We start from the raw sequence: 14,526 nt of genomic DNA on the forward strand, positions 1-14,526 counted from the left end.
AGGTTAGGCGGCCGCCTTGAGGCTCAATCATAGGACAGGGGAGCGACTGATGAAATTTTCCGAGGCGGATGTAGGTAACGGCTATCTAATCGAGGGCTACAGTGCTGGCTGGATCAGTATCTCGGGGCGCCGCTACACGCGCAGCCTGATCCTGACGCCCTCGGACATCCTACCCTGGGGACCGACCCAGGCAGCGAACCTAACCCCCCTGCACCTAGAGGCCATCGCGCATCTGTCGCCACGGGTGGTCCTGATCGGTACCGGTGAGCGACCTGTCCTCGTTGATCCGGTGCTCTATGTGAACTTGCTCGAACGCGGCATCGGGGTTGAGGTCATGACGACGGGTGCGGCCTGCCGCACTTACAACATCCTGATGGCCGAGGGGCGCGAGGTCGTCGCTGGGCTCATCCTCGAAACGTCGGAGTCTCGCCATGATCATGATTGATTTCACCTTGGTCAAGCCTCGGCGCATCAATCTAGAGCGTTCGCGCTTCTTCTTGTGGTAGCGGGTGCGGACTGACCAAACACCCACAAAAAACCCCGCCGAAGCGGGGTGTGTTGAGCCTCCAGCTACAGCTGTAAGCCCCCAACTTGCAAGTGGCGGCTTGAGACGATGAGTAAGCTAGAACCTCGTCGCTGTGGGCCGAGAGCTGGAGGCAGGCGGCTGAAGGTGACGCCTTACATCATGCCCATATCGCCGCCCATGCCGCTGCCCGGCGTGGTCGCTGCCTCGTCCTTTGGTTCGTCGGCGATCATGGCCTCGGTGGTGATCATCAGGCCCGCGACCGAGCAGGCGTTTTGCAGCGCCGAGCGCGTGACCTTGGTCGGATCCAGGATGCCCATCTCGACCATGTCGCCGTATTCGCCGGTGGCAGCGTTATAGCCGAAGCTGCCCGAACCCTCAGAAACCCTGTGTAGCACGACCGACGGCTCCTCGCCCGCGTTGGCGACGATCTGACGCAGCGGCTCTTCCATGGCGCGCCGGGCGATGGCGATCCCGACGTCCTGATCGTGGTTGGCGCCCTTGAGGTCCTTGATCGCATTGAGTGCGCGCACCAGGGCCACACCGCCGCCGGGCACGATGCCCTCCTCGACCGCCGCCCGGGTGGCATGCAAGGCGTCCTCGACCCGCGCCTTCTTCTCCTTCATCTCGATCTCGGTCGCCGCCCCGACCTTGATCACCGCCACACCACCGGCGAGCTTGGCCAACCGCTCCTGGAGCTTCTCGCGGTCATAATCAGAGGTCGTCTCCTCGATCTGGGCCCGGATCTGGTCACAACGGGCCTTGATGGCCTCGTGCGAGCCCGCACCATCGATGATGGTGGTGTCGTCCTTGCCGACCTGGACCTTCTTGGCCTGACCCAGATCGTTCAGGCTGGCCTTCTCCAGCGACAGACCAAGCTCCTCGGAGATCACGGTCGCACCGGTCAGGATGGCGATGTCTTGCAGCATCGCCTTGCGCCGATCGCCAAAGCCCGGGGCCTTGACCGCGCAGACCTTGAGGATGCCGCGCAGGTTGTTGACCACCAGGGTCGCGAGCGCCTCACCCTCGACGTCCTCGGCAATGATCAGGAGCGGCTTGCCGGCCTTGGCCACGGCCTCGAGCACCGGGAGCAGGTCACGGATGTTAGAGATCTTCTTGTCGTGGAGCAGGATGTAGGGCTGATCCAGCTCAGCGCTCTGGCTCTGCTGGTTGTTGATGAAGTAGGGCGACAGATAGCCACGGTCGAACTGCATGCCCTCGACCACATCCAGTTCGTTCTGCAGTGAATTACCTTCCTCGACCGTGATGACGCCTTCCTTGCCGACCTTCTCCATGGCCTCGGCGATGATGTTGCCGATCGATTCGTCGGAGTTGGCCGAGATGGTGCCGACCTGGGCAATGGCCTTGCTTTCAGTACAGGGCTTAGAGAGTGCCTTGAGTTCGGTCACAGCGGCCTCGACCGCCTTGTCAATACCGCGCTTCAGGTCCATCGGGTTCATGCCGGCGGCAACCGCCTTCAGACCCTCGCGGACCATGGCCTGGGCCAGCACGGTCGCGGTGGTGGTGCCGTCACCGGCGACATCAGAGGTCTTGGAGGCGACCTCCTTGACCATCTGGGCACCCATGTTCTCGAACTTGTCCTTGAGCTCGATTTCCTTGGCGACCGAGACGCCGTCCTTGGTGACGGTTGGGGCGCCGAAGGACTTCTCCAGCACCACGTTGCGACCCTTCGGGCCCAGGGTGACCTTGACCGCATTGGCCAGGATGTCGACGCCGTGCAGCATCCGGACACGGGCATCCCCGCCGAACTTCACGTCTTTTGCGCTCATGCTTCTAAATTCCTCGGAATGAATCTGTTTCTGTCTTGGTGGGGAAAGACCAGATGTTGGTGCGGAAGGCTGATCAGCCCTCGATGACCGCCATGATGTCTTCCTCGCGCATCACCAGGAATTCTTTGCCCTCGAGCTTGACCTCAGTACCGGAGTACTTGCCGAACAGCACCCGGTCCCCGACCTTGACGTCGAGCGCACGCAGGCTACCGTTCTCAAGGATCTTGCCGTTGCCGACGGCGATGACCTCGCCTTGAATCGGCTTCTCGGCGGCAGTATCCGGTATCACGATACCGCCGGCGCTCAGGCGCTCCTCTTCCATGCGACGGACAACGACGCGGTCGTGCAGAGGACGGATATTCATGGATGGCTCCTCGATACAGGTTGAAAAGTGGGTGGGTCGAGTCGCTGCGAGACCGACGTCGATCGGTCTGTTAGCACTCGCTTCTAGCGAGTGCTAATGGTAGACCGAAATCATCGGCTGTCAAGTTCCAAACAGCATTCGAGCGATGAGGCGCTGCGCGCTGAGTCCTTGCTCGGCGGCGGGATGCATCGCACCCAAAGGCGCCCTTGCCACCATGGCGCGTGCTTTGAGATACAAGGAGCGGCTTTAGCCGCGATCTTGGTGGTTGAGGCGGGGATGGACGCTACGATCGCGCCTCAAGGCGCCCCCACCATCATCACTCCTCAAGGCGCCCCTAAAGACCCGCCGACCCGCTTTGCCGAGATCCAACTCGACAGGGCCAGGGCGTGAAATCGTCCTATCGTTCACGGACCGCTCGAGGCGTGTTGCAGCCTTTTGGCTCGAGTGTCTTGATGGGCCACCTTAAATAAATCAGCGTTTCCCTAGGTCCCGATCGATTCGGTCGTCAGCGCCGCCGGTAGACGAGATCGACGACCGGATGTCCGAGCCGCTCGCCGCGCCGCTCGAACTTGGTCGGCGGACGGCTGGCGGGGCGAGGTGCATAGGCGCCGGGTCCGGCGGTGTTCTCAAACAGATGCGGGGCGCCTTCGAGCACCCTGAGCATCTGCTCGGCATAGGGTGCCCAGTCGGTCGCGGTATGGAAGATCCCGCCCGGACGGATGGCACGCGCCAGGAGCTCGACCAGTTCTTGAGTCAGGATCCGGCGTTTATGATGGCGTTTCTTCGGCCAAGGGTCGGGAAAGAACAGGTATACGGCATCGAGCGCGCCCGGCACGATCCCAGAACGTAGTACCTCGACGGCGTCCTGACACAGGAGACGCAGATTGGAGAGCCCCCGCCGCTCGATCTCCAGCAACAGATGCCCGATGCCCGGACGGTGGACCTCGATCCCAAGCCAGTTGCGCTCGGGATCGCGCTCGGCCATCGTGGCCAGCGACTCGCCATTGCCGAAGCCGATCTCCAGTACCACCGGACGGTCATTACCGAACAGTGCCGCCAGATCGAACGGTGCGCCCGGCGTCCAATCCAGGCCGAAACGGGGCCAGAGTTCGGTGAAGGCACGTCCCTGGGCGGCCGTCAGGCGCCCCTCACGCCGCACAAAGCTCCGGATGGCGCGGCGCGGGCGTCCGTCGGTCACTTCCTCTTTTCCCGTCTGGTTCAAAAGAACAAGCCTTCGATCGGCGAGGACGCCGAGGCGAAGCGCTTGGCCGGCATCCGTCCGGCCAGGAAGGCCTCGCGTCCGGCCTCGACCGCCTTGCGCATGGCGCTCGCCATGAGCACTGGATTTTTGGCCGCGGCAATCGCGGTATTCATGAGCACGCCGTCACAACCAAGCTCCATCGCCTCGGCCGCATCCGAGGCCGTGCCCACCCCCGCATCGACGATGATTGGCACCCGGGCGTTCTCGACGATGGTCAAAATGTTGAGCGGGTTACGGATACCGAGACCCGAGCCGATCGGGGCCGCCAGCGGCATCACGGCCACACAACCGATCGCCTCGAGTTCACGTGCGACGATGGGGTCATCGTTGGTATAGACCATGACCGCAAAGCCCTCCTTGACCAGGATCTCGGCGGCCTTGAGCGTGGCCATGACATCGGGGAACAGGGTCTTTTCGTCGCCGAGCACCTCGAGTTTGACCAGGTTGTGCCCGTCGAGCAGCTCGCGCGCCAGCCGGCAGGTACGAACCGCCGTGTCGACGTCATAGCAGCCAGCGGTGTTGGGCAGGATGGTGTAGCGATCCGGCGGCAGCACGTCGAGGATGTTCGGCTCGTCGCTGTTCTGGCCGATATTGGTGCGGCGCACGGCGACGGTGACGATCTCGGCACCACTGGCCGCGATGGCGCGCGCGGTCTCGTCCATGTCCTTGTACTTGCCGGTGCCGACCAAGAGGCGCGAGCGGTACGCTTTGCTGCCGATGACGAGCGGATCGGGAGCTGGGTTGGAGGTAGCCATGAAACCTCTTTACTTATCAAGAGTTGCAAGGAGGGGGCGGGTCACCTGGATCCGAGTAGGAAAGCGACCACTGGACTCAGCCGCCGCCGACGGCCTGGATGATCTCGACCTTGTCGCCGGGGGCGAGCCGATGCTCGGCGAAACGACTGCGGGGGATCAGCTCGGCGTTGATCTCGATAGCGAAGCGCTGACCGAGGAGTTCCAGATATTCGACGAGCTCCGACACCCGCATGCCGTCAGCAATCTCGCGTGGGGATCCATTCAAAATGATTTGCATGGTACTGATCTACCCTTAAGATCCAATGCTGATTTCAGCGCACCTGATTGGCCTCTTGCCCGAGCATCTCAGGCGTCACCAGGGTGACGCCGCCCTCGCTCACATAGAAACCGGCACGCCGGTCGGCCTCGGGATCCAGCCCGATCTGGGTGCCCGCCGGGAGCTTACAATAACGATCGAGGATGGCCTTGCGCACGATGCAGTGTCGCCCGATCTCCACGTCCGGCAGGATCACTGAGTCAGTCACCTGAGTGTAGGAGTTCACCCGCACGTTCGAAAACAGCAGTGAGTGGCGCACCGTCGCCCCCGAGATGATGCAGCCACCCGAGACCATGGAATCGACCGCCATGCCGCGCCGGTCGTCGTCGTCGAACACGAACTTGGCCGGCGGAAGCTGCTCCTGATAGGTCCAAATCGGCCAGTGCTCGTCATAAAGATTCAGCGGCGGGGTGACGCCGATCAGCTCCAGATTGGCCTCCCAGAAGGCGTCTAGCGTGCCGACATCGCGCCAGTAGGCCTGCTCACCGCTGCGTAAATCGCGGAAGCTATAGGCCATGACCCGATAGAGCTTGATGACGTTGGGGATGATGTCCTTGCCGAAGTCATGGCTCGATCCCGGCGTGTGCGAGTCCTTGAACAACTGCTCGAACAGAAAGCCGCGATTGAAGACATAGATACCCATCGAGGCCAGACAGCGGTCGGGCCGTCCGGGGATGGTCTCGGGGTTGGCCGGCTTCTCGGCGAAGCGGCGTACCCGTCCGTCGCTGTCGACCGACATCACGCCAAACTCGCGTGCCCGTTCCAGCTCGACCTCCAGACAGCCGACCGTCATGTCGGCCCCAGTCTCGACGTGATAGGCGATCATGGCGCCATAGTCCATTTTGTAGACGTGATCGCCGGCCAGGATCAAGACATATTCGGGATTATGGTCGCGGATGATGTCGAGGTTTTGGAACACGGCGTCGGCGGTACCGGCATACCAGGCGGTCTCGGCCACGCGTTGCTGCGCTGGCCAGAGCTCGATGAACTCGCCGAACTCACCGCGCAGAAAACTCCAACCCTTTTGGATGTGTAGGATCAGTGAATGGGCCTTGTATTGGGTCAGCACCCCGATGCGCCGGATGCCGGAGTTGATGCAGTTGGACAGCGGAAAGTCGATGATGCGGAACTTGCCGCCGAAGGGCACGGCCGGCTTGGAACGCCAGGCAGTCAGTTGCTTGAGACGCGAGCCCCGCCCCCCGGCCAGGATGAGCGCCAGCGTGTTGCGGGTCAGGCGGCTGATGAACCTGGGGTTGGTGTGAGGCATGGCTCCTCCTGATTTGACAACGGCCCAAAGCGGATTAAAAGCCCTCTTATGATAACATCTCAACGTATTCCAGATCCCCAGAGGCACAGGAACGACATGGCCAATCCGACCAGCTCTGCCCCCAAGCTCCCTGAACCCCTGCAGCGCATCGTCGAGGCACGGCACCACGATCCCTTTGAGGTTCTCGGACGTCATGAGGAAAACGGTCGGGCCGTCGCGCGCGTCTTTCTGCCCCAGGCCGAGCAGGTCCGGCTGGTCGAACCCGATGCCCCGATGGAACGGATCGAGGGCACTGACTTCTTCGTCTGGGAAGGCGAGGCCGAGCACTTGCCCAAGCGCTTTCAGATCGTATGGTGGGATGCCAACGGCCTGGCCCATGTCCAATACGATCCCTATTGCTTTCCGCCACTGCTGGGTGATCTCGACCTGCATCTGTTCGGCGAGGGCAGGCACTGGCACATCTACCGGATCCTCGGCTCGCATGCGGTCGAGGTCGATGGCATCCCGGGCATCCGGTTCGCGGTCTGGGCACCGAACGCCGAGCGCGTGAGCGTGGTCGGCGACTTCAACGCCTGGGACGGACGCACCAACCCGATGCGGGTGCGCGGTACCTCTGGGGTCTGGGAGCTGTTCATCCCGGGTCTGGAGCGGGGCGGGTTCTACAAATACGAGCTGCGCGACCGCGCCACCCATATCCATCTCAAGATCGATCCCTATGCCCAGGCGTTCCAGGAACGCCCACACACCGCTGGTCTGATCGCCATCGATAGCGCCTTCGACTGGGGCGACGCCGACTGGATGGAACGACGCGCCCGGACCAACTGGCAGCACCAGCCGATGTCGATCTATGAAGTCCATCTCGGCTCCTGGCGGCGCGACCCGAACGGTAACTTCCTCAAGTATCGGACCCTAGCGCACGAGATCGCCGACTACGTCAAGAGACTTGGTTTCACGCACATCGAACTGATGCCCGTCACCGAACATCCGCTGGATGCCTCCTGGGGCTATCAGTGCACCGGTTATTTCGCCCCGACCGCGCGTTTCGGCACCCCGGACGACTTCCGTTATTTCGTCGATCACTTCCATCGCCAAGGCATCGGGGTGTTGCTCGACTGGGTCCCAGCCCATTTCCCCAAGGACGCCTATGCCCTGGCCCGTTTCGATGGCACCGCGCTTTATGAGCACGCCGACCCGCGTCTGGGCGAGCACAAGGACTGGGGCACCCTGATCTTCAACTTTGGGCGCAACGAGGTGCGTAATTTTCTGCTCGCCAGCGCGCTCTACTGGCTGGAGGAGTTCCACATCGACGGTCTACGTGTCGATGCCGTGGCCTCCATGCTCTATCTGGACTACTCACGCAACGCCGGCGAGTGGATCCCCAACAAATACGGTGGCAACGAAAACCTAGAGGCCGTTGATTTCCTGCGCGAGCTGAACACGGTCACACACGAACAATTCCCCGGCACGCTCATGATCGCCGAGGAATCGACCGCCTGGCCGGCGGTGTCACGTCCGACCTATCTCGGTGGGTTGGGCTTTAGCATGAAGTGGAACATGGGTTGGATGCACGACACCCTGTCCTATATGCAGAAGGATCCGATCTATCGTCATTTCCATCACGATCTGCTGACCTTCGGTCTGCTTTATGCCTTCACCGAAAACTTCGTGTTGCCCTTCTCGCACGACGAGGTCGTCCACGGCAAGAAGTCAATGCTCGACAAGATGCCGGGCGACGCCTGGCAGAGATTCGCCAGTCTGCGCCTTCTTTACACATATATGTTCACCTACCCGGGAAAGAAGCTCTTGTTCCAGGGGTGTGAGTTCGCTCAGGGGCGCGAGTGGAACTTTGCCGGTCAGCTCGATTGGGAGCTGCTGGAGCGCCCCCCTCATCAGGGCGTGCACAAGCTAATCGCAGACCTCAATCGGGTCTATACCGAACTTCCGGCCCTGCACGAGGTTGATTTCGATGCCGCCGGGTTTGAGTGGATCGATTGTCACGACAGCTCGCAGTCGGTCTTAAGCTATCTCCGCAAGGATCGCGCCGGAAAGGGGCTGGTGGCGGCTGTGTTCAACTTCACACCCGTGCCGCGCACCAACTATCGCATCGGCGTGCCTGAGGCCGGGTTCTACCGCGAGGCAATCAACTCGGATGCCGAACTGTACGGCGGCAGCAATGTCGGCAACCAGGGCGGGGTGATGGCCGAGCCGGTGAGCTGGATGGGGCGTCCTTATTCGCTGCTGATCGCCCTGCCGCCGTTGGCGGGGCTGATCCTGGTGCATGAGCCACCGCGTGGGCCGGCCGGCAAGGCCGAGGCCATCCCAGAGGGGCGGCAAAAAGAGCCGCCGCAGGGTCCGACCCCGGCGGGGCCGGAGGCGCCCGAGGCGCCCTCTGAGACGAAGGACTGAGGTCGGCCTTCAGATAAGGATCTCCGTCAGACAGGCCTGATTGCGCCCGCGGCGCTTGGCCTCGTAGAGCTGGGCATCTGCGGCCGCGATCAGGTCGCTCGCCACCATCGGGGGTCTCGGGCGACAGAGCGCCGCGCCGAGACTGATGGTCACCCAGGGCGAGGCGCTCGATGCCCCGTGCGGGAGGTGCTCGGACTCGACGCTCACGCGCAACTGCTCCATGAGCTGCGACAGGCCCGCAGCCTCGATCCCAGGCAACAGACACACGAACTCCTCCCCGCCATAGCGGGCGGCGAGCTCGCCTGCCCGTCGCATCCCCCGGCCCAGGATCTGCGCCAGACGGCGCAGACAGTCATCGCCGCTCAGATGGCCATGGGTGTCGTTGAAGCCCTTGAAGTGATCGACATCGATCATCACGATCGCTAAGGCATTGCCCAAACGGAGCGCGCGCCGCCACTCTAGGTCGAATTGGCGGTCGAAGGCGCGCCGATTGGGGAGCCCGGTCAGCCCGTCGAGCTGGGCGAGCTGGGCGAGCTGGGCGCGCTGGTGCTTGAGTTCGAGATGGGTCTGGACGCGCCGCCTGACGACGGCCTCTTTGAACGGCTTGGTGATGTAATCGACCGCCCCCAACTCCAGTCCGTGCGTCTCGTCCTCGGTCTCGGAGAGTGCGGTCACGAAGATGACCGGGATGTCGGCGAGATCTGGATCGGCACGGAGCGCCTGGAGTGTCTGATAGCCGTCCATCCCAGGCATCATGATATCGAGCAGGATCAGATCCGGGGCCGAGGCGGCGGCAATCTTGAGTGCCTGACGGCCGCTGGTGGCGACCGAGACCTCGTGCCCATCGCAAAGCATCATCTGACTCAACACCCGGATGTTGTCCGGGATGTCATCGACGATCAGGAGTCGCATCGCGGTCCTCGATCCGGCTCTATGCCATCCCGCCGACCTGGGTGGACAAGGGTGATCCGGGGTATGCTCGCTCTACGGCCCTCGAGCCATGGATGCAGACCCTCTGTAAGGTTTCGGTCAATCAGGCCCGGCATAGGGTGGTATACGGCATTCTAAGGCGATTCCCAAGACAGGGCCAGCCCCTGGGGAACAGGCCGATCTGATCTAGCCTCCTTGCGCGGATCGGCCTCCAGACTACTAATTGACTGGATTTTACTGGCTCGCAGGGACGATGGTAGGTGAATGGATCGGCGTTTCCACAAAAACCCCCTAGGACTTGCATGCTGAACCCAGCGTTTCGATTCAGATCCGTACAGGCCGTGCCCGCTTGGCTGGTCTGGCCCGGTTTGATTCTGATCGGCGGCCTGATGCTCAGCTGGATGCTGGGGGTACACCTGCGCGCACGCGAGCGTGCGATGGAGGCGGCTGAATTTGCGCTGCAGGCCGACGAACTGACGCACGGGTTGCAGGATCGGCTGGCGGCCAATGTGCAGATCCTGCGCGGGGTGGCCGGGCTCTTCATGGCCAGCGAGGGTGTCGGGCGCGATCAGTTCCACCGCTATGTAGAGACACTGCGTCTGAGTACGCACTATCCAGGCATCCAGGCCATCGGTTACGTCACCCTGGTGCTGGGACCCGACAGGGAGCACCATGTCGCGCTCGAACGCGCCCAGGGTCTCACCGACTACGACATCCGACCGCCTGGCGTTCGCGAGCGCTATTCAGCGGTCATCTATGTCGAGCCGTTTGACGCGATCAACCGCCAGGCGCTCGGTTTCGATTGTCTGACCGAACCCATTCGCGCCGCGGCCGCCTGGCGCGCGGCAGAGCGCGATCAGGAGACCGTCTCCAAACAGGTGAGACTCAAACAGGATGAGGGGTCCAGTCCGCGCGCCGGGGTCATCCTGTTCGTTCCGGTCTATGCCCCCAACCAGGCGCGAGAGACGCTCGAACAGCGCCGCGCGGCGCTGCGCGGCTGGGTCTATGCGGCGCTGCGCGTCCAGGATGTGGTGGAGACCCAGTTGAGTCAAGCAAACGGCCTCCTGTCGCGCCTCTCGCTCAGGGTCTACGAGTCCCCGACGCCCAGCCCCCAGGGCCTTCTCTATACCTCGACGCCGGCGCCGAGCCCAGTGCTGGACCACCTGGATCTCTGGCGGCGGGTTCGCATCGCCGATGCGGACTGGGGCGTGCGACTCCAGGCACTTCCGAGCTATCTGGCAGGGACGCGAGTCCAAGCAGGCAGCCAGGCCCTGATGGGGGCCGGTGCGCTGTTGACGCTGGTTCTGTGCCTCTTCTTGGCCGCCCTCCTGCGCAGTCATAGACGCACCGACCTGGCCCTGGCCGAGACCCATCGCGTCAATCAGGCCCTGAACCAGCGCACGCACGAGCTGGCAGCGAGCGAAAGGCGGGTGCACGCCAAGATGGAGGCGCTGATCCAGGCCAGAGACCAGGCCGAGGCGGCCAATCGCGCCAAATCGGTGTTTCTGGCCAATATGAGCCACGAGATCCGTACCCCACTGAACATCATCCTCGGCTTCGCCCAGGTATTGACGCACGACCAGGCCCTGAGCACCAATCAGCGTCAGGGATTGGCAAGCATCCGTCGCGCCGGCGAGTCCTTGCTGACGCTCATCAATGATCTGCTCGACCTGGCCAAGATCGAGGCCGGGCGCATGCATCTAGAATGCGCCATCTTCGATCCGCGCCGTCTGATCGAGGAGACCCTGGACCTCTTTAAGCCGCTGGCCCAAGAACGCGGCCTGGAGCTGATCCTGGAGGCCGGCGCGCTGCCGGCACTCATCCAGTGCGACAAGGTGCGTCTGCGCCAGGTCCTCATCAACCTGCTCGGCAACGCCATCAAGTTCACCGAGACCGGTTCGGTGAGGCTGCACGTGGCTTCAGACCAGGCCGGTTGGTTTGACTTCAACGTCATCGATACCGGGATCGGTATCGCCCCGGAGGAGCAGGCGCGCCTCTTTCAGCCGTTCATCCAAGCAGACAGCGGCGGTCGGCAACGGCAGGGTACCGGCCTGGGTCTGGTCCTGAGCGCTCAATACGTTCGACTCATGGGCGGGGAGCTGACCCTGGAGAGTAAGCCCGGACGCGGGAGCCGTTTCAGCTTCAGGGTGCCGTTTCAGTCCGTGCCGGACTGCGAGGGCGCGCCCGCGTCCAAGGTCGCGGACCCGAATCTGGGCCCCGAACGCCGACCCAGCGCCGCCGACCAAGACGAAGGGGCCATGATAGACCCGCCGCCTGGCGTCGCTGCAGGCCTTGCGCCCGAGTCCGTTGCGGTACGGCTGGCGCACTATCCTGACACCTGGCTGGAGGCGTTGCGGTATGCGGTAAAAATAGGCGATTTCGTGCGCATCGGCAGGCTGCTGGAGCAGATCGCCGGACAGGATCCGGCGCTCGATGAGACCCTTGGACACTGGGCCTATGTCTTTGATCAGGAGGCCTTCCTCAAGGCGCTTGACGGCCAACGCCGATCCTGAGAATCCTTGGCCACCCCCAGGTCCTTGACGTGCAACAGAGGCAACGAGATGTCGATGCCTGATCGGATCAAACTCAACGGCGACCTCAGGGACGGGCGGTTCGAGTTTTTGCGCGATCTTGAGTGCGAGTTGCGATGAGAGCCGAGCGGCGCGCGACCTTCCGGCATGACCCGGTGCGCCTCAAGTCCCGTCCTTCAGGGCCGGATCGGGGCGCGCGGACGGCGTAGGCATCCCTTGGACGATCGATGCGGTGTCTGCTGCTGCTCGATGGATTGGCGCACGATGGAAATCGGCGCACCGCCGCAAGATGAGGCGAAGAAGTAGAACGGCAACCCTAGGGTCCTTCGCGCAACTCTTGGAATGACATCTAAAGGAGCGCTGAATAACTCCCCTCCCCCGCCCGCGGTTACCCTATGCACACATTATTTTTTGGCACGGAATTTGACTTTTCCATGAGATTTCCAGAATGAGGGGTGACTCATGGAGAAGGCGGTGGAAGCCCCAATCGCGGCTAAAGCCGCTCCTACCACCGCTTCGGCACGCGCCATGGCAGCAAGAGCGCCTTTTAAGCGCGATGCCTATCTTTGTTTAGGGCCGGGTTAATAAGCAGCGTTCCTCTAGCATCAGGGACTCGACTTAGCCTCGCGCTGGCGGCGAGTCTCTTGAGCGGGACCAGGGGGTGGTCCTGGCTGGACGCGCCATGACCTTCGACGTACACTCCCGCCTGCCTGGCTCTCTGCCATCGTGTGGGAGCCGTCCCAAGCACCCGCGCGAGGCCCGCCCATGCCCCTTGTTCAACCTCTATTCATCGGACTCTTCGCCTTACTGGTGCCGACCCTGGCCCTGGCCAGCGGTGAGGTCGCCGCCCCCCCATCCATCGACCTGACCGACCAGACCGTCGGCTATCTCGCGCTGCTGATCTTTTGCATTGCCTATCTCTTGGTCGTGGCTGAGGAGTTTCTGCATCTACGCAAGTCCAAGCCGGTCATCATCGCCGCTGGGCTCATCTGGTGCCTGATCGCCTATGCCTATATCCAGCAGGGCCAACCACATGCCGCCGGCGAGGCGGTGCGCCACACCCTACTCGAATATGCCGAGCTGATGCTGTTCCTGCTAGTCGCCATGACCTACATCAACGCCATGGAAGAGCGGCGGGTGTTCGATGCCTTGCGCGCCTGGCTCATCCGCAAGGGCTTCGGTTTCCGCTCGCTGTTCTGGATGACCGGTACCCTGGCGTTCTTTATCTCGCCGATGGCCGACAATCTGACCACGGCGCTCCTGACGTGCGCGGTGGTATTGGCCGTCGGCGGCGACAACCGCACCTTCGCCACCCTGTCTTGCATCAATATCGTGGTCGCGGCCAACGCCGGTGGCGCCTTCAGCCCCTTCGGCGACATTACGACGCTCATGGTCTGGCAGAAGGAGGTGCTGGATTTCTTTGACTTCTTCAAGCTGTTCGTACCCTCGCTAGTCAATTATCTGGTGCCGGCGATCCTGATGTCTTTCGCCGTACCCAAGATCAAGCCCGAGGCGCAGGGCTCCAACATCCACCTGAAGCGCGGCGCGCGACGTATCATCCTGCTGTTTTTGCTTACCATTGCGACGGCGGTGAGCGTGCATCACTTCCTGAACCTGCCGCCGGTCATCGGCATGCTCACCGGTTTGGGCTATCTCCAGATCCTCAGCTATTTCCTACATCGCACGCATGCTAGATGGCACAAGCGCAATGAGGATCGTGCCGCCCTGATCGGCGATATGACCCCCTTCGATGTCTTCAACCCGGTCGCACGCGCCGAGTGGGACACCTTGCTGTTCTTCTATGGCGTGGTGCTCTGTGTCGGTGGATTGGGTCAGATCGGGTATCTGGCGATGGCCTCCGAGATCATGTATGAGCACTGGGGACCGACCCTGGCCAATGTCGCCATCGGTCTGCTCTCGTCCATCATTGATAACATCCCGATCATGTTCGCGGTGCTGACCATGATGCCGGACATGAACGACACCCAATGGTTGCTGGTGACCTTGACGGCAGGCGTCGGCGGCTCGCTGCTGTCGATCGGCTCGGCGGCGGGTGTGGCCCTAATGGGACAGGCACGTGGCACCTATACCTTCTTTGCGCATCTGGAATGGACGCCGGCGATCGCGCTCGGCTTCCTGGCGAGCATCGCCGTCCACTTCTGGATCAACGGCTGAGGTGAGGGAGTGCAGGCTGGCATGGACAAAGTCGCCGCTTGCGGTTATAGTCGCGCGCTTGTCGCCGGCTGCGTCTGCGGGTCGGCACTGCCCCGGAGAGGTGCCAGAGTGGCCGAATGGGCCTGACTCGAAATCAGGTGTACGCGCGAGCGTACCGTGGGTTCGAATCCCACCCTCTCCGCCATTCACCCTTAGTTGTAGGGGCGGG

At 62.6% G+C, this 14,526-nt stretch carries 11 protein-coding genes and 1 tRNA gene; 5 read left to right on the top strand and 7 right to left on the bottom strand.

Annotated elements, in window-relative coordinates:
- Positions 1-49: 49 nt before the first annotated feature.
- On the top strand, positions 50-445 hold the full coding sequence (locus E6P07_RS10150; RefSeq protein ID WP_153975502.1) for an Mth938-like domain-containing protein: 396 nt from the start codon (positions 50-52) through the stop codon (positions 443-445).
- A 233-nt stretch (positions 446-678) separates the two neighbouring features.
- On the opposite strand, the gene groL is transcribed toward E6P07_RS10150, so the two are convergent.
- From groL to glgC, 6 genes are all read right to left on the bottom strand, one after another.
- On the bottom strand, positions 679-2,313 hold the full coding sequence (gene groL, locus E6P07_RS10155; protein WP_153975503.1) for a chaperonin GroEL: 1,635 nt from the start codon (positions 2,311-2,313) through the stop codon (positions 679-681).
- A 73-nt stretch (positions 2,314-2,386) separates the two neighbouring features.
- Positions 2,387-2,677: a co-chaperone GroES gene (gene groES, locus E6P07_RS10160; RefSeq protein ID WP_153975504.1), complete on the bottom strand. Its 291-nt coding sequence runs from the start codon at positions 2,675-2,677 to the stop codon at positions 2,387-2,389.
- Positions 2,678-3,182: 505 nt separating this feature from the next.
- Positions 3,183-3,875, bottom strand: a complete 693-nt coding sequence (gene trmB / locus E6P07_RS10165; RefSeq protein WP_153975505.1) for a tRNA (guanosine(46)-N7)-methyltransferase TrmB — start codon at positions 3,873-3,875, stop codon at positions 3,183-3,185.
- Between the two features lie 20 nt (positions 3,876-3,895).
- Complete coding sequence (locus tag E6P07_RS10170) at positions 3,896-4,693, bottom strand: thiazole synthase (RefSeq protein ID WP_153975506.1); 798 nt, start codon at positions 4,691-4,693, stop codon at positions 3,896-3,898.
- A 76-nt stretch (positions 4,694-4,769) separates the two neighbouring features.
- The gene (gene thiS / locus E6P07_RS10175; RefSeq protein ID WP_153975507.1) at positions 4,770-4,970 is read right to left on the bottom strand and encodes a sulfur carrier protein ThiS; all 201 of its coding nucleotides are present in this window, start codon (positions 4,968-4,970) and stop codon (positions 4,770-4,772) included.
- 34 nt (positions 4,971-5,004) lie between these two features.
- Positions 5,005-6,276: a glucose-1-phosphate adenylyltransferase gene (gene glgC / locus E6P07_RS10180; RefSeq protein WP_153975508.1), complete on the bottom strand. Its 1,272-nt coding sequence runs from the start codon at positions 6,274-6,276 to the stop codon at positions 5,005-5,007.
- A 96-nt stretch (positions 6,277-6,372) separates the two neighbouring features.
- On the opposite strand from glgC, the gene glgB reads away from it, so the two are divergent.
- Positions 6,373-8,682, top strand: a complete 2,310-nt coding sequence (gene glgB, locus E6P07_RS10185; RefSeq protein WP_153975509.1) for a 1,4-alpha-glucan branching protein GlgB — start codon at positions 6,373-6,375, stop codon at positions 8,680-8,682.
- A gap of 9 nt (positions 8,683-8,691) precedes the next feature.
- Here the strand turns inward: glgB and E6P07_RS10190 are convergent, their stop codons facing one another.
- Positions 8,692-9,594: a diguanylate cyclase domain-containing protein gene (locus tag E6P07_RS10190; RefSeq protein ID WP_153975510.1), complete on the bottom strand. Its 903-nt coding sequence runs from the start codon at positions 9,592-9,594 to the stop codon at positions 8,692-8,694.
- A 359-nt stretch (positions 9,595-9,953) separates the two neighbouring features.
- On the opposite strand from E6P07_RS10190, the gene E6P07_RS10195 reads away from it, so the two are divergent.
- The 3 genes from E6P07_RS10195 (at position 9,954) to E6P07_RS10210 (ending at position 14,502) form a co-directional block, all read left to right on the top strand.
- The gene (locus tag E6P07_RS10195; RefSeq protein WP_162008626.1) at positions 9,954-12,125 is read left to right on the top strand and encodes a CHASE domain-containing protein; all 2,172 of its coding nucleotides are present in this window, start codon (positions 9,954-9,956) and stop codon (positions 12,123-12,125) included.
- A 783-nt stretch (positions 12,126-12,908) separates the two neighbouring features.
- Positions 12,909-14,318, top strand: coding sequence for a sodium:proton antiporter NhaD (gene nhaD / locus E6P07_RS10205; protein WP_153975513.1), 1,410 nt, complete (start codon positions 12,909-12,911; stop codon positions 14,316-14,318).
- Positions 14,319-14,412: 94 nt separating this feature from the next.
- Positions 14,413-14,502: transfer RNA gene (locus E6P07_RS10210), tRNA-Ser, on the top strand.
- The last annotated feature ends 24 nt before the right edge of the window (positions 14,503-14,526 follow it).

This window comes from Thermochromatium tepidum ATCC 43061, assembly GCF_009664085.1.
GTDB classification, from domain to species: domain Bacteria; phylum Pseudomonadota; class Gammaproteobacteria; order Chromatiales; family Chromatiaceae; genus Thermochromatium; species Thermochromatium tepidum.